This window comes from Anderseniella sp. Alg231-50 (genome assembly GCF_900149695.1).
In the GTDB taxonomy this organism is placed as follows: domain Bacteria; phylum Pseudomonadota; class Alphaproteobacteria; order Rhizobiales; family Aestuariivirgaceae; genus Anderseniella.
This window is the reverse complement of sequence record NZ_LT703004.1, coordinates 128,902-149,477: the sequence shown is the minus strand read 5'-3', so window position 1 is coordinate 149,477 and position 20,576 is coordinate 128,902. Positions and strand designations below refer to the sequence as shown.

The window sequence follows — 20,576 nt, the reverse complement described above, 5'->3', positions numbered from 1 at the left end:
AATTATGCGTAAGTGACCGGCTGGCGGTGTTCCGGCCGGTCAAACCATGACAGGTAAGTTTCCGAAATGCGCCTCGTCGCAGGTCCGGGAGCGTCGTTCGAAAACACCCGTTCATTGATCCTTGTGACCGGTGCCACACCACCGCCGGTGCTGGAGGTGAAGACTTCATCGGATTCCATGAACTCACTGAGCGAAACCGGGCGCACTTCTGTTTCCAGGCCCAGTTCTCCGCACAATTCAAGAACAGTTCGCCGCGTTATGCCTTCGAGCACGCCGGTGTCCGGTGTACGCACGCAATTGCCTTTCAGCGAAAACACATTGAAACCGGGGCCTTCGGTGACATTGCCCCGGTGATCAAGCAGCATGGCGGTGTCGAAACCCGCATCCAGGGCTTCGAACAGGCCTTTGGTCATGTCGCCCCAATGATAGTTCTTGGCTGTGGAATCAACGCTGTCGGGCGGGATGCGGCGCACATCGCGCGGCACGAACAGATGTGCGCCGCGCGCTGCAATCTCAGGTTTGATTACGTGTACATAAGGAATGCACCAGGCAAAGAAATGATTGCCGCACTGGCGCGGGTCCCGGGTGCCGGGAACAAGCGGAACCCCGCGGCATGCCACCATGGCCACGTAGGAATCCCGTAAACCGGAACGGCCAACGATGCTGTGAACGATGTCGCGCATCTCCTCTGTTTTCTGGGGAACTGAGATGCGCACCTTGGCAAGCGATTGCTGAAACCGCTCAAGGTAGTCGTTCAGCCGGAAGAAGGCGCCGTTGCGAACCGAGGCCACATCATATGTGCAGTCAGACCGTGTGAAACCCCAGTCCAGTACGGAGATTTTCGCCTCGGATACGGGCGTGATTTTGCCGTCCATCCAGGCAGCGCCTTTTGAAAAATCAGTGCTCATCGGCAAACTACTCCGCAGCGGCCTGGCCCAGGTCCAGATCCTGGTCAATCAGGTTTGACAGCAACTCGATACCCGGCTCGATACGCGTTTCATCTATCGACGAGAACCCCAGTCGGAAGAAGTTGCGCGGCGGATTTGGGCCGCCGAAGAAGATGCGGCCGGGCTCTATCAGCAGGCCCTGTTCGCGTCCCGCCGCGGCAAGCCGCTCTGAATCCAATCCCTTGGGGCCTTCCACCCAGAAACTTGTGCCGCCGAAACTCGGCACCTTGGTCGAGTTTGGCAAATGCTCCTGCATGGCGGATGCCATGATCTCCCAGCGCGCGCGATAGGCCCGGTGCAGCCGGCGTATCAGGGTGTCATGGTGGCCCAGAGACAGGAACAGGGCGGCAGTGCGCTGATTGTTGTTGGGCGGGTGGCGAACCATCAGGCGGCGCAGGGCGCGCGCTTCATCGATGAATGCCTTGGGGGCCACCAGGAAACCCAGCCTGAGCCCGTGAAACACCGATTTGGAAAGCGAGCCGATATAGATAACGTGTCCATCATCATCCAGCGACTTGAGCGAAGGGCACGGTTCATTGACATAGTTGGTCTCGAACTCATGATCGTCCTCGATGATGAGAAAGTCGTTCTTGCGCGCCTTTTCTATGAGTTCCAGGCGGCGCGACAGCGGCATTGTGACGGTCGTGGGCGCCTGGTGGCTGGGGGTGACAAACACCATTTCGGTGTCATCGGGGATGTTTTCCGGCACGATACCTTGTGAGTCCACTTCCTGCAGGTGGATATTGTTGGTGTGCAGCGAGAAGATGTTGCGCGCATCGGGAAAGCCGGGATCTTCAACAACTACCTTGGTCTGCGGTTTGGCCAGCAGGCTTGAGATCATGTAGAGCGCATGCTGCGCGCCGAGTGTCACCAGGATCTCGTTTTCGCCGGCCATGATGCCGCGGCGGGGCAGGATACGCCGTCTGATCTGCTCCACCAGCAGGGGGTCGTCGTGCGAACCGTGATCATCGGTCCAGGCATTGAACCAGCGTTTGCCAAGGGTCTGGCGCGCGCACTCGCGCCATTCGGCGATCGGGAACAGGTTATGGTCCACCTGGCCGTAAATGAACGGGTATTTGTAACTGGACCAGTCCAGCGGCTTGGCAATGTTTTCCAGCGTGGCCGGTGTGCGCGCGAACCGGGCATTCCAGTCCGGTGCATCGTGTTCTGACGCGCCGCTGCGCTGGGTTGGCGTCGGCCGTGCGGCCTGTTGCGGAATAGCCTTGTCGGAGACGTAGTATCCTGACCGCTCCCGGGCGACCAGATAGCCGTCGTCCAGCAGGCCCTGATAGGCCAGCATGACGGTGTTTCTTGAAACGCCAAGTACTTTTGCCATCTTCCGGGTTGAGGGCACCGGCTCGTCGCGGCCCAGCTGGCCGTCCAGAATGGCAGACACAAAGGCTTCCCTGATCTGGGTCTGCAGGCTGGCATACTCGCCACGTTTGATTTGAAGAAGCCAGTCTCGCATTGCAGTTGGACCCCTCTGGACCTGTATCGTCACAAAATTGGACCCACGCTAGCGCCAAAACAACCAGATGTCATCAGTGTTTGTGACAGAAAGGTGAACGACGGCCATCTGGTTGCCCTATTCGGGATCTGGTCCGATTGCTGAACTCGTACGCTTCGCCTATGGGTAGCGGATGACTGTTGATCGGCCTGTACTGGGCATTTTGCTGATGCTGGGATTTTGTGTGTTGGCTCCTGTCGGGGACTCGATAGCAAAGCTGCTGGGCGGTACGGTCCCGCTGTTGCAACTGTTAATCGTGCGCTTTGGCCTGCAGGCAGTCTTGCTGCTGCCGCTGATTTTGCTGGGCGGGCGAAGTTTCAGGATGTCCCGGCGTGTCGTCTGGCTGACCGTTGCCCGGACAGTTCTTCATATTGTCGGGGTAGGGGCGATGTTTCTGTCCTTGCAGTTTCTGCCGCTGGCCGATGCAGTGGCGATCGCCTTTGTCATGCCGTTCATCATGTTGTTGCTCGGCCGGTTCGTGCTGCACGAAGAGGTCGGCAGCCGCCGGCTGGCAGCGTGTGCTGTCGGGTTCCTGGGCACTCTTCTCGTCGTCCAGCCAAGTTTTTCAGAGGTTGGTGCGCCGGCGCTGTTGCCGCTTCTGGTCGCGGTGGATTTCGCCCTGTTCATGCTGGTGACCAGGCAAATTGCCAAGCAGGTTGACCCGGTTTCCCTGCAGGCAGTCAGCGGCGGCATGGCGACAATTATCCTGCTCCTGGTCTATTGCCTGACCGCGATCACCGGCGTCCTGGAGACGCGGTTGATTGCACCTGACTTGAGCACCGGGGCATTGCTGGTGGCCATTGGTGTTGTCGGCACCATGGCTCATCTGCTGATGACGTGGTCATTGCGGTTTGCCCCGTCTGCCACGCTGGCCCCGATGCAGTATCTTGAAATACCGGTCGCGACCATCATCGGGTATCTGGTGTTTGCAGACCTGCCCAACGGCCTCGCCGCTCTGGGCATTGTCATCACCATCTGTGCGGGCCTTTACGTGGTGTTTCGCGAACATGCGATTGCCAGGCGCTGAGCTGGTGAAGCAACCGGTCTAGTTGCTGGTTCCGCGGGTGCCAATGCGCCGGGCAAGCAGGACGATTGTCAGCATCGCTACGCTTGCGCCAAGCAGCGCCATCCAGTCGGCGATCGTCGGCTCGCGCATCTGGTCGCCGAGCAGCGCCATCAGGAGTGTCAGCGGCAGGATGCCGATTGCCATGGTCCAGGTGAAACGCCACCAGCTGACATCGGTCAGCCCGGCACCGTAATTGATCAGGTTGAAGGCGATCACCGGCATAAGCCTCACGCCGATCATCGCCGGTACGCTTGTTATGCCCGCTCCATTGTCGATCTTCGCCAGTTGTTCGGGCTTCAGCATGTCGGCAACGAACGGGCGGCCCAGCTTTCGGGCAATCCCGAAAGCTACAAGCCCGCCGATCATGGCGCCCGCCCAGGTCAGCAGCGTTCCCCACACTGTACCGAAACACATGCCGGCCGCGATTGCGACGAACTCTGCAGGAAACGGAATGAACGAATGCGCCACCATCAGCCCGACAACGCCCAGTTTTCCCCAGATACCCCAGGATTTTATGTAGGCCGCCAATGTGTCGCCAGAAAGAGCACTGGTGCCATCCTTCAGGAACCACACGAGTGCGCCGCCGCCCAGCAGCAATGCCAGCATCAGGCCGAAACCGGCAAACGTTCGCCATGCAAATCCGGCAGGTTTGCTGCTGGATTCACAGATCGTGTCTTTGTTTTCCTGGTGCCTGGTAATGCCGGTATCCGTCCCGAACTAGTGATGCTCGCGCCGCGACAGACTAACACTCCAGGATACTTGTCCGTGTGATGATCTGCACACGTCAGATCAATTCCGGGCGATACTCATCAGCACCGCTTGTGCTTTTGGAAGTGTGGCAGAAAAGTCACGGTTTCTAAAATAGTCATCACATGCCGGTGTACCACGTTGACCTGGTCCGCCAGTTATGGCTTTTTCCTCCGTACAACTCAAAAATACACGACTCAAATCAGTGGGCAGGGTAAAAATAATGAAAAAACTAATCGCAACCTCGGCAATGGCGATAGCGCTGGCAGTGTCAGCCAACAGCGTTAGCGCTGCGGATTTCGATGCCGAGGAGGCTATTCGCGGATTGGTTGTCGGCGGCGAGGTTGAATCCTTTTCCGGGATCACTTTCTACGACAGCGATGGCAGTGTCGATTTCGATGATGGCGACTCCCAGTTGGTTTCCGGTCTGACCGGGCGATTGAGCCTGCCTCTTGGCGAGAATTTGTCAATCCAGACGGATGTCGAGTTCGAGTATGCCTCTGAGGCATTGGCCGGTTCGCGAGAGGACGATCATTTTTCGCACTCGTTCCTGGCTGGTGGGCATTTGTCATGGAGAGACCCGAATTCAGGGTTGTTCGGTGCATTTGCATCGTTTGGCGGTGGAGCGTCTGATGATAATGGTAGCGACAGCACCAGAGACTTCAGCTACTACGCAGTTGGCGGTGAGGCACAGCTCTATGCAGGCGATTTCACTCTCTACGTTCAGGGCGGTTACATTGATGGTGCATCGTCAGACAGTTCGACGATAGTAGACAGCGATGCCTTGCGGGACGCTTTTTTTGGTCGTGGCATTGTTCGCTGGTTCATGGACCCCGATACCCGCGTGCAGGCTGAAATCGCTTATGTGGATGGGCAAAATGATTTCAATGAGATAACTCCGTCGGACATGACAATCCTTGAATGGGGTGTTCGCTACGATACGATGATTGCGGGATTGCCGATTCTTGGCGACAGCAATGTATTTGTCGGATATCGCGGCGCACACTTCGATAAAAGCAGCCCGGATTCGGCGGAATTCACCGAACATACAATCATGGCCGGGTTCACGCATCGCTTTGGCACCCAGACAATACGGGAAACCGACCGTTATGGTGCGACGCTTGACTTGCCGAACTTCGGTCGTTGGGTCGCCGCAGGTGAAATTCTCGAATAGCCTGACGAACACAGCAGTTTAGACAAAGGGCGCCGCAGGATTGCGGCGCCCTTTTTGATTATACGCATTTCAATTTTTGATTATTGAGACTTTTTGTTTCAATAAATGCCATCTGGTTGGTCGCTTTGCCGCGGCTGGTGCTATTGCGATGGCACAGCGCTCTGCTAGTTTGACCATCGAAGTCGTCTTCCATTTAAAACTGCGGATGGTATTGCGCCCATGGCCAGCGAGCCCAAAGTCGATCTCAACCTGAAGACCTGGGATGAGGTGAAAACCACCACATGTTACATGTGCGCCTGCCGCTGTGGCATCAAGGTCTACCTGAAAGACGGAACGGTCAAATACATTGAGGGAAACCGCGACCATCCGGTGAACAAGGGTGTTTTGTGCGGCAAGGGCTCTGCCGGCATCATGCAGCATTATTCACCGGCCCGCCTGACCAAGCCGCTGCTGCGGGTTGGCCCGCGCGGCTCTGGTGAATTCCGCGAGGTTGAATGGGACGAAGCACTGAGGACGGCAACCACCTGGTTGTCCGAGGTTCGCTCGACCGATCCTAAAAAACTGGCGCTGTTTACCGGGCGCGATCAGTCACAGGCACTCACCGGCTGGTGGGCAAGCCAGTTCGGCACCCCGAATTTTGCCGCCCATGGCGGGTTTTGTTCGGTGAACATGGCGGCCGCTGGCCTGTATACGTTTGGCGGCTCGTTCTGGGAGTTTGGTGAACCCGACTGGGATCGCACCAAGTACTTCCTGCTGTTCGGTGTCGCCGAGGACCACGCCTCCAACCCGATCAAGACCGGCCTTGGCAAGTTGAAGAAGAACGGCGCCAAGATCGTATCGATCAATCCGGTGAAATCGGGGTATTCCGCCATTGCAGATGAATGGGTCGGCATTCGCCCCGGCACCGACGGACTGTTTGTCGGTGCGCTGGTGCACCAGTTGCTCAAGGCAGGCAAGATCGACCTCGACTACCTGGCCCGCTATACCAATGCCGGTCACCTGGTCATCCGTGATCCCGGCGCGGCAGACGACGGCCTGATCGCACGCGACCGCTATGGCAAGATACTGGTGCTGGATGCGAAGTCCAAAAAGCCCGTGACCGTCGACAAGGCAGACCAGGTGGCGCTGCACGGCGAAGTGAAACTGCCCGGCAAGACCAAGCGCATCGGCGTACCGTCATTCCAGTTTGTTGCCGAGCGCTATCTCTCCGATGAGTATTCTGCCGAAAAGGCTGCAACTCATTGCGGCATAGAAGCTGCAACCATCGAACGCATTGCCGGCGAACTGGCCCACGCCGCCTTTGAGCAGGCCTTCGAACTGGACGTTGCCTGGACTGATACCCATGGCAACAAACACGACAAGATGACCGGTCGGCCAGTGTCCATGCATGCCATGCGCGGTATCTCGGCCCACTCCAACGGCTTTCATACCTGCCGTTCAATTCACATCCTGCAGATTCTGCTGGGCACCATCGATGTGCCGGGCGGTTTCCTTTACAAGCCGCCATTCCCGAAGGCAGCCCCTCCCGGCCTGAGGCCGGCCGGCAAGGTCGGCGAGGTCAATCCGCTCAAGCCGCTGCCCGGTCCGCCGCTTGGCTTTGTGGCCGGACCTGAAGACCTGCTGGTCAATGACGACGGCTCGCCCCGGCGCATCGACAAGGCCTATTCCTGGGATGCGCCGATTGCCGCCCATGGCCTGATGCACACGGTCATCACCAACGCGGCCAACAAGGACCCGTATGGTATCGACGTCTTGTTCATGTACATGGCGAACATGGGCTGGAACTCCTCCATGAATACCACCGGTATCATGGAGCACCTGACCAAAATTGATGAAGAGACCGGGGACTATGTGATCCCGAAATTCATCTATTCGGATGCTTATTACTCAGAGACCGTGGCCTATGCCGACCTGATCCTGCCGGACACGACCTATCTGGAACGCTGGGACTGTATCTCCATGCTGGACCGGCCCATTTCGGAACCCCATGGTCCGGCTGATTCAATTCGCCGGCCTGTCGTTGAGCCGGACCGCGATGTACGGCCGTTCCAGACAGTGATGCTGGATCTCGGTGCCCGGCTGGGTTTGCCGGGTATGGTCAAGGAAGACATGACGCCGAAATACCCCGGCGGTTATTCTGACTATATTGTCAACCACGAGCGCGGCCCGGGCATTGGTCCGCTGGCCGGATTCAGGGGCGCAGACGGCAGCAAGCAGGGCACCGGCGAAGTCAATCCGAACCAGCTTGACGACTACATCAAGAACGGCTGTTTCTGGAAGTACGAGTTGCCGGAACACATGCGCTACTACCGCATGGCCAACAAGGATTACCTGGAATGGGCGCAGGGCTTCGGCTTCAACCCCAATGCCAACCAGATCATGTTCAGCCTGTATTCCGAAACCATGCAGAAGTTCCGCCAGGCCGCGCGCGGCCATGGCGACGTCGTGCCGCCGCAGGTGCACCGCCGTCGTGTGGAGTCGTTCTTCGACCCGGTGCCGATGTGGTATGCGCCGTTTGAAGAAGCCATGACCGATGCCCGCGAATTCCCAATGCACGCCATCACCCAGCGGCCCATGGCGATGTACCATTCATGGGGTTCGCAGAACGCCTGGCTGCGCCAGATTCTGGGCCGCAACTGGCTCTACATGGAGCGTGGCCGGGCCAAGAAACTCGGTATGAAGGACGGCGACTGGGTGCATGTCACCAGCCACCACGGCCGCATCAAGGTGCAGCTGAAACTGATGGACGGGGTCAACCCGGACACCGTGTGGACCTGGAATGCCATCGGCAAGCGGTCGGGGGCCTGGAACCTTGACAAGAATGCGCCGGAAGCCAAGAAGGGTTTCCTGCTCAACCACATCATCTCCGACCTGTTGCCGGCACGCGGCGACGGTTACCGCTATTCCAATTCCGATCCGGTAACCGGGCAGGCGGCGTGGTACGACCTTCGGGTGCGCGTTGAAAAGGCGGACGGCGCGGAAATGACGGAACCGCAATTTGAGGCCACCAAGCGGCCGCCGGGCCTGTTCAAGGCGGCCATGAAAATCGGCTCGCGGGCGCTGCGGGGAGCCAGGTCATGACAACCCTTCCAGATACGACAAAGCCCGGACAGAAGAAGCTCGGCCTGGTCATCGACCTTGATACCTGCGTCGGCTGTCAGGCCTGTGCGGTGTCGTGCAAGGAATGGAACACACAGGGCTACTCGGCGCCGCTCACTGATCTTGAACCTTACGGGCCTGATCCGGCAGGTGCGTGGCTCAACCGCATTCACGGCTACGAAACCGGCGACGGTGACAATGCCCGCGGCCTGCATTTCCCGCGCTCCTGCCTGCATTGCGAAACGCCTGCCTGTGTCACCGTTTGTCCGACGGGTGCCAGTTACAAGCGTGAGGAAGACGGCATCGTGCTGGTCAACCCGGATACCTGCATCGGCTGCAAGCTGTGCTCATGGGCCTGTCCTTACGGCGCGCGCGAGTACGACCAGGACGACGGCGTGATGAAGAAGTGCACATTGTGTGTGGACCGCATCTACAATGAAAACCTGGAACCGGAAGACCGCCAGCCGGCATGCGTGCGGGCGTGTCCTACGGGTGCCCGCCATTTCGGTGATCTGGGGGACGAAAACTCCAAAGTATCAAAGCTGGTCAATGCCCGCGGCGGCTTCGACCTGCTGCCGCAGATGGATTACAAGCCGGTCAACAAGTACCTGCCGCCGCGGCCGCGCCGTGACAAGGCAGGCGGTGTAAAGTCGACACCGCTGGAAACGGTCGGCAAGGGTGACGGCTCGCTGGCAGAGCGCGTCTTTTCCTGGATTGACGAGGTCCTGAGCTAATGCATCCCGCATATTCCGTAATCCTGTTCACCACTGCGTCCGGCGCCGGTTATGGCCTGCTGGCGCTGCTGGGTTTGACCGGTGCCAGTCATGGCAGCGCTTCTGACTTCTGGTTTGGCACCGTGTCCATGCTGTTGGCCCTCGGCCTGATCACCGTCGGGTTGTTGTCATCCACGTTCCACCTTGGTCACCCGGAACGTGCCTGGCGGGCGTTTTCGCAGTGGCGGTCTTCGTGGCTGTCACGCGAAGGCGTGCTGGCAGTGGCCACCTATATTCCCGCCTGCCTGTTCGGATTGCTGTGGGTGTTGCCGGACAGCAATGAAAGCCTGTTGATGGTTCTGGGCATCCTCACGGCCATCCTGGCCATGGTGACGGTGGTGTGCACCGCAATGATCTATGCATCGCTGGCGACAATCCGTGCCTGGCGGCACTGGATGGTGGTGCCGGTCTACCTGATTTTCTCGATTGCCACCGGCGCCGTCTTGCTGTTTGCACTGGCTAGTGTGTTCGGCCGTTCCGGCATTCCCGCACTCGGTGTCATCACCATCGTTGCGCTGGTGTTGGCAGCTATTGCCAAGCTGGTTTACTGGGCCAGTATCGACAATATGAAGCCGATCTACACCATGGGCGATGCCACCGGTCTCGGCAGCGATGTGCGCCAGTGGGAATTGCCGCATACGTCGGAGAACTACATCCAGTCGGAAATGGGTTTCAGGGTTGCGCGCAAGCACGCCCGGAAACTGCGCATGATTGTCGGGGGCTGCCTGGCTGCAGCGCTTGTGCTGGTGTGGGCGGCGTTTGGCTTTGAAGGTGATGCAGCGCCGGTATTTGCCGTGCTCGCGGTCGTATTGTCGGGCATTGCAGCAATCGTCGAGCGCTGGTTGTTTTTTGCGCAGGCAAAGCATGTTGTCTCGCTGTTTTACGGTGAGCAGAGCGTGTAGCCGGCTGACCTGAGCAGCGTCTGCGAACAGGAACATGGACAGAAGACTGAACATAGTGATGCTGGGCGCGACCGGAGCTGTTGGCACTGAAGTTGTGTCCACGCTCGTCAAGATGCCCGAACTCGCCCGGCTGACTTTGCTGGGCCGACGGCCTGTCGAAGGCGTCGCACATGAGGGCCTGCGCCAGCACAACGCAGATATTTTCGGTGCAGCTTCCTACGCAGAGCATTTGGATGGTCACACGACGGCTATCTGCACGCTCGGTGTCGGCGAACCTTCAAAGGTGTCGCGCGAGGACTTTGTCCGCATAGACAAGCTGGCGGTGCTGGATTTCGCTGCCGCCTGCAGGAAGGCGGGCGTGAAGCATTTTCAACTGCTCGGTTCAATCGGGTCGGATTCCAGGTCGCGTTCATTTTTCCTGCGCACCAAGGGTGAGTTGGAAGACGCACTGAGAGCGCTGGATTTTGAGCGGCTGAGCCTTTTCCAGCCGTCGATGATCCTGACACCTGAAAACCGCTATGGCCTGACGCAGGCACTGACACTGTGGGGCTGGCCGAAACTCAACTTCCTGCTGACCGGGCCGCGCACCAAATACCGGGGCATAAAGGTCGCGACCCTGGGCACGGCCATCGCGCTCAACGCCAGGCTCGACAAGTCAGGTGTCGAAACTCTGCGCTGGGATGATTTTCACACGCTGGCAGACTGATCGGTCAGTCGCGCTCCACCCGGCACTGGAAGCAGTTGTTTTCTGCCGAGCGCACATGCACGAATTCAACCTTGTCGTCTTTCAGCAGGGCTCCGGCATAAGTGCCGATGTCAGCGGTTGGAACCACCTGGCCGGTGCCGTAGATAATCCGCTCGCCGGCATCATAGCCGCGCACCAGGTAGGCCGGGCTGTCCAGCATGTCCGGAAGCTTTGCGTCCGCCGCGGCGCGCTCGCAGAAATCCGCGTGCAGGAAAATCGGCCCGGTTTCCGAATAGGGTTGCAGATTGCCGAACGGGCGATGCGCCACAATCAGATACTCGTCACCTTCATCGACCAGTTTCAGGCAGTGCCGGCACGGTATCCGGCTGCCATCTGATACGGCGCGTTCCGGTAGATTGCCGTATGCATCCGGATCCCCGTTCTGGAGACTGCGCGCGGTGTCGGTCGAAATGGCCTCATAACGAATTTTCATGTGCTGCTCTCCTTGATTGATGGCCCACGATGGCATTGAATGATCTGGCTGACGACCCGATTTACGGAAGCTGCCAACCAGGACATCCGGTCACCCCATGCGCGAAAACCTTGAAGTGGCAATAGAGACCATTACGCTGGCAGATGATGTGCTGCTGGAAGATGGCTGGTTCGGCGTCAAGGCGATCGATGATGCAACCATTGCCATTGGTGAACCTGCCTATCACCAGCGCAACTGGAGCTATCTGATATCGGACGGCGATGACAGCCTGCTGTTTGATACCGGCTCCGGCAGACGGTCGATTGCACCCCTGGTCGCGCGCCATGGCCGGGCGCGCGTGGACGCGTTTCCGTCCCACATGCATTTTGATCATCTCGGCAATATCCATGCGTTTGGGCCGGCCACGGTGGCCGACCTGCCAATGCTGCGCGCCATCGAGACAAATGGCACACTGACCCCGACCGATGAGATGTTCCTGGGCGCAAGCGAAGCGGTACCGGTGCCGACATTTGAGGTGGGCCGCTGGATTGCGCCCGATGAGGTTGTCAGAGTAGGGGGCCGGTCGCTGCACGTGCTGCACACGCCGGGGCACTCGCCGGATTCTGTATCGCTGTGGGAGGCGGAGCGGAGCCGGTTGTACGCGGCGGATTTCATTTATTGCGGTGCCTTGTATGCCCAGACCCCGGGCGCATCACTGCGTGACTATCTGCGTATCTGCGAGCAGTTGCTCGACGACCTGCCGGAACAGGTGCAGATTGTCTGTGCACACGGGCAGCCGGAAAATGGTGTCGATGATGCGCCAGTACTGGGCTACGGCGACCTGCATGCCTTGCGCAATGTGGTGGCCATGCTGTTGAAGGATGAGCCCCGTACAGGCGAAGTGCCGGTGAACGAGCGCATGGACCTGCGGTTTTCTGCCGAAAGCTTCACAGCATAACAGTCCAGAAATAACTACATAAAGAAATCTTTATGTGTTATGTGAGGGCTCCAATTCTGACAAGGTGAGTCCTACAAATCATGGCCCGTGCAAACTTTCTCGATCTCCTGAATTCCCGTGACTGGCTGCTGGCCGACGGGGCCACCGGCACAAACCTGTTCGCAATGGGTTTGCAGTCCGGCGACGCCCCGGAACTGTGGAATGAAGATCACACCGACCGGGTTCGCGCGCTGCACCGCAACTTCATCGAGGCAGGGTCCGACATCGTGCTGAGCAATTCGTTTGGCGGCAACGCCTACCGGCTCAAGCTGCATGATGCTCAAAACCGCGTGAGCGAACTCAACATGAAGGCGGCCCAGCTTGCCCGCATGGAGGCGGACGCGGTGGATCGCCCGGTTATCGTGGCTGGCTCCATGGGTCCGACGGGCGAGATTTTTGAGCCGGTCGGCACAATGACCCACGAACAGGGTGTCGCGGCATTCGCCGAGCAGGCCCAGGCGCTTGAGGCAGGCGGCGCGGATGTGTTGTGGATCGAAACCATTTCCTCGGAAGAAGAATTCAAGTCCGCCCTTGAAGGGGCTCGCACCACCAGCTTGCCGGTGGTGGCGACCATGAGCTTTGACACCAATGGCCGCACCATGATGGGACTGACACCTGCGGCCTACGCGGCTCTCGCGGCGACACAGCAGGTCGCGCCAGACGCCATCGGCGCCAATTGCGGCACCGGTGCTGCTGAACTGGTGGCGACCGTGCTGGGCATGACCGAGGCCGATGGCAGCGCCATTGTGGTGGCCAAGGGCAACTGCGGCATCCCCGCCTGGATGGATGGCCACATCCACTATGACGGCACGCCGGAACTGATGGCCGATTATGCCCGGCTGGCGTTTGATTCAGGTGCAAAGATCATCGGCGGGTGCTGCGGCACGACCTATGAGCACGTGCGCGCCATGCGCACGTCGCTGGAAACCTATTCAGGTGGTGCCCGTCCGACGGTCGATCAGGTCGAGGCAAAGCTTGGCAAGGTCTCCGCCCTGGCTCACGGCACGGACACTGCCGCCGAGGGCGCTGCCCGACGCGGCCGCGAGGGCAGGGGCAGGCGCCGGGGGTAGTGCAGGTCTTGTGACCATCTAGGCGTCACGGGCCCGCGTCTTTCAGCAATATTTCCGGTAAGCCCTGTCGCGACCTTGCAAATCGGCGCGGATGGCCTGACAAAGGTGCATGCCTGACGATTTAGAAGACAGTCCGGATTCCGCTCCGTCCTCGGCCCTGGGAGTGCCGGTTTTCCGGTCTATCTGGCTGGCCAGCATGAGTTCGAACTTTGGTGGTCTCGTGCAGGCGGTGGGCGCATCGTGGCTGATGACCACGCTGACGGACTCGCCGCAATTTGTCGCGCTGGTCCAGGCCTCTACCGCGCTGCCGATCATGCTGTTTGCGCTGCTGGCGGGTGCCATTGCCGACAATCTCGATCGCCGGCGCGTGATGATCTGCGCGCAAGCATTCATGTTGATTGTCTCCGTGGTTCTGGCCGTGTGCGCATGGTACGGAGTTCTGACGCCCTGGCTGCTGATCGGCTTCACTTTCCTCATTGGCTGCGGCACCGCATTGAACAATCCGGCCTGGCAGGCTTCGGTCGGTGACATGGTTCCGCGTGACCTGTTGCCCGGCGCTGTGGCCCTGAACTCGATGGGTTTCAACATTGCCCGCAGTGTCGGTCCCGCCGTTGGCGGGGCGATCGTTGCGGCAGGCGGAGCGGCCGCGGCTTTCGCCACCAACGCACTCAGTTACGTAGCATTGCTGGCCGTGCTGGTGCGCTGGCGGCCGGACACCATGCCGCGCACGCTGCCGCGTGAACGGATCGACCTTGCAATATCAGCGGGCATTCGGTTCGTGGCCATGTCCCCCAACATCCGTGCCGTGTTGCTGCGCAGCTGTCTTTTCGGTGCGGCCGCGGCAGCCGTGCCGGCACTGATGCCGGTCGTCGCCAGCGATATCATAACCGGCGGCCCGCTGGTCTTTGGCGCGTTGCTTGGCTCTTTCGGTGTCGGCGCCGTCGGCGGCGCACTGTCCAGCGGGCGGTTGCGCAAGAAATACTCGACGGAATGGATTGTGCGCGTTGCATCGGTTGCGGTGCTCGCCGGTACCATCATTACAGCTGCGAGTACGCAATTGATCCTGACAATGCCGGCGTTGATGCTCACCGGCGCGGGATGGGTATTGGCGCTGTCGACGTTCAATGTCTCTGTTCAGATGGCCGCGCCGCGCTGGGTGGTTGCCCGGGCGCTGTCCATATACCAGATGGTGACATTTGGCGGCATGGCGTTCGGGAGCTGGCTGTCCGGTTATGTGGCCTCGCACTATTCCATACCGATCGCGTTGTTCACCGCTGCGGCGATGATGGCCGTGGCCATTTTGCCGGGCCTCGTGCGTTCGTTGCAGCAGATCGAGACTGTCGACCTTGCTCCTCTCGACCACTGGCGCGAACCGGACATTGCCGTACCGCTGGAGCCGCGCAGTGGCCCGGTGGTCATCACGGTCGAGCACCGTATTGCCGAAAAGGATGTCGTGGCCTTCCTGAACGTCATGAACGAGCGCCGCCGCATCTGCCGCAGGGACGGGTTTTTACGCTGGACGCTGTTGCGCGACCTGTCGGACCCACAATTGTGGATGGAGCGCTTTCACGTTCCGACCTGGCTGGACTATGTCCGCGATGCGCAGCGCCGGACCAGGGCGGATGCTTCAATCTATGAGCAGGTGGAAAAACTTCATATCGAAGGGGCACCCGCCGTGGTGCATCGCATGGTCGAACGCCAGCCCGGCTCGATGCCGACCGCACAACCGCCGGGCGGCCGCGAGCTTGCCGATCCGCTGACGGACGTTACCCGGGCCTCCTGATCCTCATTTCGCCTTAGGCCAGGTCTTCCAGCTGCTCCAGCAATGTGTCCACTTCTTCCGCCGTGTTGTAGTGCGCCAGGCCGATGCGCAGGACGCCGCCATCCTTCATCAGGTCCATGTGGTTGATCGGCTCCAGCGCATAATTGTGACCCGACCACAGGAACGTGTTCTTATCTGCCAGCGATTTGGCCATGTCCTCGGGGTTTTTCCCGTCCATGGTGATGGATACGGTAGGCACCCGCCGCGCCAGTGCGTTGTCCGACGTGATGCCGCGCACTTTGACGCCCTTTATGGAGGTCAGGCCGCCGATCATCTGCCTGGTCAGCGCCATTTCATGGCCCATGGCTGCGTGCATGCCGGATGCAATCCGGTTTCGCGACAGTGGTAAACCGGTGTCACCATCGCCCAGCGATGCGATGTATTCGATGGCCCCCAGTGATGCCGCCAGGGTTTCGCGAGGCGCGGTACCTGTTTCAAACTTGGCGGGGGAACCATACTCAAGCGGAGGCCGCACCTGGTAGGAGAACATGCTCTCAAGCAGGTCACCACGCCCGTACATGATACCCTGGTGGGGCCCGAAGAACTTGTAGGCGGACGACACCAGGAAATCACAGCCGATGTCCTGCACATCGATGACGCCGTGTGGAGCAAACTGCACCGCGTCCACATAGCTGATTGCACCGGCGCTGCGCGCCTTGGAGCACATGGATTTCACGTCATTGATGGTGCCGGTGCAGTTTGAGGCATAGCTCACGGCGACGATTTTGGTCTTGTCGCTCAACACCTTGTCCAAGGCATCGTCCGGGAATTCAAACGTATCGGTATCGAAGTCGAGCCATTTTACGGTGGCGCCGGTATCGGCTGCCACCAGCAGCCAGGGTGCCACGTTTGCATCGTGATCCATCCGCGACAGCACGATCTCGTCACCTTCGCTCAAGGCCAGGGTTTTTTGCAGGTTGCGCGACATGGCCAGTGTTATCGTAGTCATGTTGGCGCCGTAAAAGACGTCGGTGGTTGCAGGTGCATTGTAGAATTGGGCTGCCGCCTCATGGGCTTCATCAAACAGGGCCAGCGCTTTTTCCGAGGTCACAAAGGCACCACCCAGATTGGCATTCTGCTCGATCATGGCACGGGTGGCGCGGTCGATGACATGCTGAGGCACCTGTGTGCCGGCCGGATTGTCCAGGTAAATGCGTGATTTTCCGTCATCGGTGATGGAAAGGGCAGGGAATTGGGCGCGAACGCCAGCAATAGAAAATCCGGTCATGATGATCCTGAAACGATAGCTGTCGGGGAAGGGTGCTTGGTTGGTTAAAGGTGCGCGGTATCAGCAGCTTAGTCAAGCAGGTGCATTTCTTTTGCACTGCACCAGTCGCAATCGGGCAGCTTTTCGTCGCAAGTTCGTGCGCATGCTTGATTCATTAACGGTTATGAATGTCTAATCACGTCGCACGCATGGCGCATCTAGTGGAGAAGACGATGACTGAAGAAGACGATCTTGACCTGCGGTCGCTGGATGACGAAGAGCTTACCCAGCAGATGCACGACGACCTTTATGACGGTCTCAAGGAAGAGATCGAGGAAGGCGTCCACATCCTGCTTGAGCGCGGATGGACCCCGTACAAGGTCCTGACCGAAGCCCTGGTTGAGGGCATGCGCATTGTCGGTATCGACTTCCGCGATGGTATCCTGTTTGTGCCGGAAGTGCTGCTGGCCGCCAACGCCATGAAGGCGGGCATGTTCATTCTCAAACCATTGCTGGCTGAGACCGGCGCGCCGCGCGTCGGCAAAATGGTCATCGGCACGGTCAAGGGTGACATTCACGACATCGGCAAGAACCTGGTGTCCATGATGATGGAAGGTGCCGGTTTCGAAGTGATCAATATCGGCATCAACAATCCGGTCGAAAATTACCTGGAAGCCATTGAAGAGCACAAACCTGACATTCTCGGCATGTCTGCGCTTTTGACCACCACGATGCCCTACATGAAGGTGGTCATCGATACCCTGAAGGAAAAGGGCATGCGCGACGATTACATCGTGCTGGTCGGCGGCGCGCCGCTGAACGAGGAATTTGCCGCTGCCATCGGCGCGGACGCCTATTGCCGCGATGCTGCCGTTGCCGTTGAAACCGCCAAGGAATTCATGGCGCGCAAGCACAACCAGGTCACCGCCTGAGCCGGTATTTTCTGAACTTTTTCGAAGTCAATGCGCCTGCAGCTTGAAACTGCGGGCGTATTTTTTTTGGCGTTTAGCGGCTTTTTTCTGCGTTTTTTCGCAGCGCATTCGGATTTTCAACATCCGCCGTGTGACGATCTGCACATCACTTCGATTACATTTTTGTCATCTTCAGTGACATCAACGTGACTGACATGAAACAGATCACAAAAATTTATACTGGAGGAAACAGAGCAATGACTACCATCCGCAATACAGCAATCGCCGCCGTCGCCGCTATCACCATCGCTGCAGCAATGGCCTCTCCCGCCCATGCAATTTCGAAAAAAGGCGCGTTCTGGGCCGGTGTCGGCACGATGGCCGCATTTGGTGCCCTCGGCGCTGCACACGGCCACGGCTACTATGACCACGGCTATCGCGGTGGCCGCCACTATCGCCGTTCAGCCCGCCGTTGCGCCCGCCGCTTTGGCTGGCACACATGGCGCTGGGAACGCTGCATGGCTCGCCGCGGCTACTGATCACACAGTTTAATCTCTCCAAACTTGCGCAAGCGCTGCCGGACATTTTCGGCGGCGTTTGTCGTTTTCAGCATCGCGGGGCCTCTCGGGCCGGTCTATACTGGCGTCTATGAAACAACTCGGCCCGGAAGAAAAATTTGAGTTCCGCAAGAAGTCCGGCGATGTGCTGATCATTGCCTGCGGCGCGCTGGGGCGTGAAATGGTGGCGTTGATCGAGATGAACCGCTGGTCCCATCTTGATATACAATGCCTGCCGGCCATCTGGCACAATACACCGGACAAGATCCCTGACGGCGTGCGCGACGCCATCCGAAAGGCGCGGGCAACCGGGCGTTATCGCGAAATCTTCATTGCCTATGGTGACTGTGGCACCGGCGGACTGCTGGACAAGGTCATCGAGCAGGAAGGCGTAAAACGCATTGACGGGCCGCACTGCTATTCGTTCTTTTCCGGCAACGATAAATGGGCCGCCCACCAGGATGACGAAATAACCGCCTTTTACCTGACCGACTATCTGGCCCGGCATTTTGACAAGCTTGTTTGGGAGGGCTTCGGCATGGCCGCGCACCCGGAACTGCGTGACATGATGTTTGCCCACTACACCAAGGTTGTCTATCTGGCACAGACCGAGGATGAAACCTTGCAGGAAATGGCCAGGGCGGCAGCGGAGAAACTGCAGCTTGAGTATGAGTACCGGTTCACCGGCTATGGCGACCTGGCGGTGGACATGGCCAGGCTGGAAACCATCTGAACACCGGCTGCAGGCCAACAAATCCGCCATGCGGTTTCGTAATCCGGGGTAGGGCGGTTATACCGGGTTCAAATTCCAATCAGCGATAAGGGCCTAAAGCATATGACCTGGAACGTTTACCTGTCGGGCGAAATTCACACCAACTGGCGCGAAGAACTGGAAGAGGGTACCAAGGCTGCCGGGCTGCCGGTCAGTTTTTCCGCTCCTGTCACCAATCACCCGGCATCGGATGATTGCGGTGTCGCGATCCTGGGCGAGGAACCCAACAAGTTCTGGCACGACAACAAGGGCGCCAATGTCAACGCCATTCGCACCCGTACCCTGATTGAAAAAGCCGATGTCGTCGTGGTGCGTTTCGGTGAAAAGTACAAGCAGTGGAATGCAGCCTTCGATGCAGGTTACGCATCGGCGCTCGGCAAGGCGGTCATCATCATGCATGGCGCAGACCACCAGCATGCTTTGAAAGAAGTCGATGCCGCCGCCCTTGCCGTCACCGAAACACCGGCCCAGGTCGTGGATATCCTGCGTTATGTGATCAACGGCGAGCTGAAGGGGTATTGACCCGGTCAGGTTTCAGGCTTGGCGTCCGAGTAGTCATCACTTAGCGGTTCACGAAATTCGCCGCCTGCGATCTCATAATACTCACCGGCATAGTCGCAGTAGATGTGGCCCTTGAGGGGAACACCGAGAGGGCCGTCGAACACACCGGCGGCAATTGCAATACGGTCAGTCCCGTCGGCTTTCCAGAACAGGGTTGACCCGCAGGTCGAGCAAAACCCGCGCTTGTAGCCGGGGGTCGATTCATACCAGGCCAGGCCGTCTGACGAGCTCATACTCAACGCATCATCATCACAGCCCGTGGCGCTCATATAGTTGCCGGTCTGCTTGCGGCACTGCACACAGTGACAGGCAACGACATCGCGCAGTTGGCCGGTAACTTCAAACTTTACACCGCCACACAGGCAGCTTGCCTTGTGTGACGTACTCATCGCGTGCCCATGGTCGAAAGGGCTGCAATGTGATCCGGCGTGACACCGCAGCAACCGCCGACGATCCGCGCGCCTGCCTTGCGCCAGTCCTGGGCAGCAATGGCAAAGTCTGCCGGTGCAATGTCAACGAACTGCCAGTCCGGCATGGTGAACTCACCGGCTTCCGGATAGGCGCCTGTCGGACCCGACCAGTTGGCGGAAATCACCTCAAGACCTTCCAGTATGGTGTCGATCGGCGAATGCATGATCAGGCAGGCATCCGGATTGAACCGGGTCAGCTCCGCGACGATCGGTTCCAGCAACTGGTCCGGGTGGTTGACGCCCGCCAGTGCGCCGTCGCCATTGCGTTCAACCGCAATGCCGACCCAGACCGGCAGTCCGGTATTGATCGCTGCCTCAACTGCCCAGCTTGAAAACTTCATGTCGCGCATCATTTCCATGATCAGCAGATCCGCGCCACAGGCTTTCAGGTTGGCGGCTTTGGCGTCGAAAAGGCGCCGCACGGTGTCGTCGTCCCAGGAATAATTGGGATCGAAATCATCGGTTCCCCTGGTCATTGGGCGCATGACGGAAATGGAGCCTGCAACGCACACCGTGTGATCAGCCGCGTCTGCGGCCTCGCGCGCAACCCGCATGGCGATGGTGTCGGTTTCGATCAGGTCGGCATCTCGGCCATGCGCATTGAACATCAAGGGTGCGGATGCATAGGTGTTGGCCGTGATGACTTCGGCGCCGACCCTGATGTAGTCGTCATGCACTGCCCGCACCACTTCCGGATGGGTGCGGTTGGCTTCCGCACACCACACATCTGAATCCATTTTCACGCCGCGGCGCTGGATATCCGTGCCGGTGCCACCGTCCAGAATGACCAGTTCACCATTGTCGAGTTTGGATTTTATGTGCGCATACATGCCGGGG

General features: G+C 59.0%; 20 protein-coding genes. 13 read left to right on the top strand and 7 right to left on the bottom strand.

The genetic code is table 11. The annotated features are described in order from the left end of the window. Positions 1-2 precede the first annotated feature (2 nt). Complete coding sequence (locus DHN55_RS13280) at positions 3-908, bottom strand: aminotransferase class IV (RefSeq protein WP_108881979.1); 906 nt, start codon at positions 906-908, stop codon at positions 3-5. A 7-nt stretch (positions 909-915) separates the two neighbouring features. After that, a complete protein-coding gene (gene pdxR / locus DHN55_RS13275; RefSeq protein ID WP_108881978.1) occupies positions 916-2,415 on the bottom strand; it encodes a MocR-like pyridoxine biosynthesis transcription factor PdxR in 1,500 nt (499 codons plus the stop codon). 172 nt (positions 2,416-2,587) lie between these two features. Between pdxR and DHN55_RS13270 the strand changes: the two genes are divergently transcribed. Continuing rightward, positions 2,588-3,481 (top strand): EamA family transporter, encoded by an 894-nt coding sequence (locus tag DHN55_RS13270; protein ID WP_108881977.1) that lies wholly within the window; start codon positions 2,588-2,590, stop codon positions 3,479-3,481. A gap of 18 nt (positions 3,482-3,499) precedes the next feature. Here DHN55_RS13270 and DHN55_RS13265 read toward each other — a convergent pair whose 3' ends face one another. Then, positions 3,500-4,126: a VTT domain-containing protein gene (locus tag DHN55_RS13265; protein ID WP_108881976.1), complete on the bottom strand. Its 627-nt coding sequence runs from the start codon at positions 4,124-4,126 to the stop codon at positions 3,500-3,502. A gap of 301 nt (positions 4,127-4,427) precedes the next feature. Here DHN55_RS13265 and DHN55_RS13260 point away from each other — a divergent pair, with 301 nt between their 5' ends. The 5 genes from DHN55_RS13260 to DHN55_RS13240 all read left to right on the top strand — a co-directional run bounded on the left by DHN55_RS13260 (position 4,428) and on the right by DHN55_RS13240 (position 10,921). Then, on the top strand, positions 4,428-5,441 hold the full coding sequence (locus DHN55_RS13260) for a hypothetical protein (RefSeq protein ID WP_337660275.1): 1,014 nt from the start codon (positions 4,428-4,430) through the stop codon (positions 5,439-5,441). A gap of 219 nt (positions 5,442-5,660) precedes the next feature. Continuing rightward, positions 5,661-8,522: a molybdopterin-dependent oxidoreductase gene (locus DHN55_RS13255; protein ID WP_108881974.1), complete on the top strand. Its 2,862-nt coding sequence runs from the start codon at positions 5,661-5,663 to the stop codon at positions 8,520-8,522. After that, positions 8,519-9,274 (top strand): 4Fe-4S dicluster domain-containing protein, encoded by a 756-nt coding sequence (locus DHN55_RS13250; protein ID WP_108881973.1) that lies wholly within the window; start codon positions 8,519-8,521, stop codon positions 9,272-9,274. Before DHN55_RS13255 ends, DHN55_RS13250 begins: the two co-directional genes overlap by 4 nt. Next, positions 9,274-10,215 (top strand): DmsC/YnfH family molybdoenzyme membrane anchor subunit, encoded by a 942-nt coding sequence (locus tag DHN55_RS13245; protein ID WP_108881972.1) that lies wholly within the window; start codon positions 9,274-9,276, stop codon positions 10,213-10,215. Before DHN55_RS13250 ends, DHN55_RS13245 begins: the two co-directional genes overlap by 1 nt. A 34-nt stretch (positions 10,216-10,249) precedes the next feature. Continuing rightward, positions 10,250-10,921: an NAD(P)H-binding protein gene (locus tag DHN55_RS13240; protein WP_337660274.1), complete on the top strand. Its 672-nt coding sequence runs from the start codon at positions 10,250-10,252 to the stop codon at positions 10,919-10,921. 4 nt (positions 10,922-10,925) lie between these two features. On the opposite strand, the gene DHN55_RS13235 is transcribed toward DHN55_RS13240, so the two are convergent. Continuing rightward, positions 10,926-11,393, bottom strand: coding sequence for a DUF1203 domain-containing protein (locus DHN55_RS13235; RefSeq protein ID WP_108881970.1), 468 nt, complete (start codon positions 11,391-11,393; stop codon positions 10,926-10,928). 97 nt (positions 11,394-11,490) lie between these two features. Here DHN55_RS13235 and DHN55_RS13230 point away from each other — a divergent pair, with 97 nt between their 5' ends. The 3 genes from DHN55_RS13230 (at position 11,491) to DHN55_RS13220 (ending at position 15,222) form a co-directional block, all read left to right on the top strand. Continuing rightward, positions 11,491-12,330: an MBL fold metallo-hydrolase gene (locus DHN55_RS13230; RefSeq protein ID WP_108881969.1), complete on the top strand. Its 840-nt coding sequence runs from the start codon at positions 11,491-11,493 to the stop codon at positions 12,328-12,330. An 80-nt stretch (positions 12,331-12,410) separates the two neighbouring features. After that, entirely contained in the window at positions 12,411-13,439 is a 1,029-nt protein-coding gene (gene bmt / locus DHN55_RS13225) for a betaine--homocysteine S-methyltransferase (RefSeq protein ID WP_108881968.1), read from the top strand. A gap of 109 nt (positions 13,440-13,548) precedes the next feature. Next, positions 13,549-15,222 carry an MFS transporter gene (locus tag DHN55_RS13220; protein ID WP_108881967.1) on the top strand — a complete coding sequence of 558 codons (1,674 nt, stop codon included), beginning with the start codon at positions 13,549-13,551 and terminating at the stop codon, positions 15,220-15,222. Between the two features lie 13 nt (positions 15,223-15,235). Here the strand turns inward: DHN55_RS13220 and DHN55_RS13215 are convergent, their stop codons facing one another. Beyond that, on the bottom strand, positions 15,236-16,489 hold the full coding sequence (locus DHN55_RS13215; RefSeq protein ID WP_108881966.1) for a cysteine desulfurase-like protein: 1,254 nt from the start codon (positions 16,487-16,489) through the stop codon (positions 15,236-15,238). 212 nt (positions 16,490-16,701) lie between these two features. Here DHN55_RS13215 and DHN55_RS13210 point away from each other — a divergent pair, with 212 nt between their 5' ends. The 4 genes from DHN55_RS13210 to DHN55_RS13195 all read left to right on the top strand — a co-directional run bounded on the left by DHN55_RS13210 (position 16,702) and on the right by DHN55_RS13195 (position 19,230). After that, entirely contained in the window at positions 16,702-17,400 is a 699-nt protein-coding gene (locus DHN55_RS13210; protein WP_108881965.1) for a cobalamin-dependent protein, read from the top strand. 236 nt (positions 17,401-17,636) lie between these two features. Then, a complete protein-coding gene (locus tag DHN55_RS13205; protein ID WP_337660273.1) occupies positions 17,637-17,918 on the top strand; it encodes a hypothetical protein in 282 nt (93 codons plus the stop codon). Positions 17,919-18,027: 109 nt separating this feature from the next. Continuing rightward, positions 18,028-18,669 carry a DUF1638 domain-containing protein gene (locus tag DHN55_RS13200; protein WP_108881963.1) on the top strand — a complete coding sequence of 214 codons (642 nt, stop codon included), beginning with the start codon at positions 18,028-18,030 and terminating at the stop codon, positions 18,667-18,669. A gap of 102 nt (positions 18,670-18,771) precedes the next feature. Next, complete coding sequence (locus DHN55_RS13195; RefSeq protein WP_108881962.1) at positions 18,772-19,230, top strand: YtoQ family protein; 459 nt, start codon at positions 18,772-18,774, stop codon at positions 19,228-19,230. A gap of 5 nt (positions 19,231-19,235) precedes the next feature. Here DHN55_RS13195 and DHN55_RS13190 read toward each other — a convergent pair whose 3' ends face one another. Continuing rightward, positions 19,236-19,658 carry a GFA family protein gene (locus DHN55_RS13190; RefSeq protein WP_108881961.1) on the bottom strand — a complete coding sequence of 141 codons (423 nt, stop codon included), beginning with the start codon at positions 19,656-19,658 and terminating at the stop codon, positions 19,236-19,238. Continuing rightward, positions 19,655-20,569, bottom strand: coding sequence for a homocysteine S-methyltransferase family protein (locus tag DHN55_RS13185; RefSeq protein ID WP_108881960.1), 915 nt, complete (start codon positions 20,567-20,569; stop codon positions 19,655-19,657). Before DHN55_RS13185 ends, DHN55_RS13190 begins: the two co-directional genes overlap by 4 nt. Between the last annotated feature and the right edge of the window lie 7 nt (positions 20,570-20,576).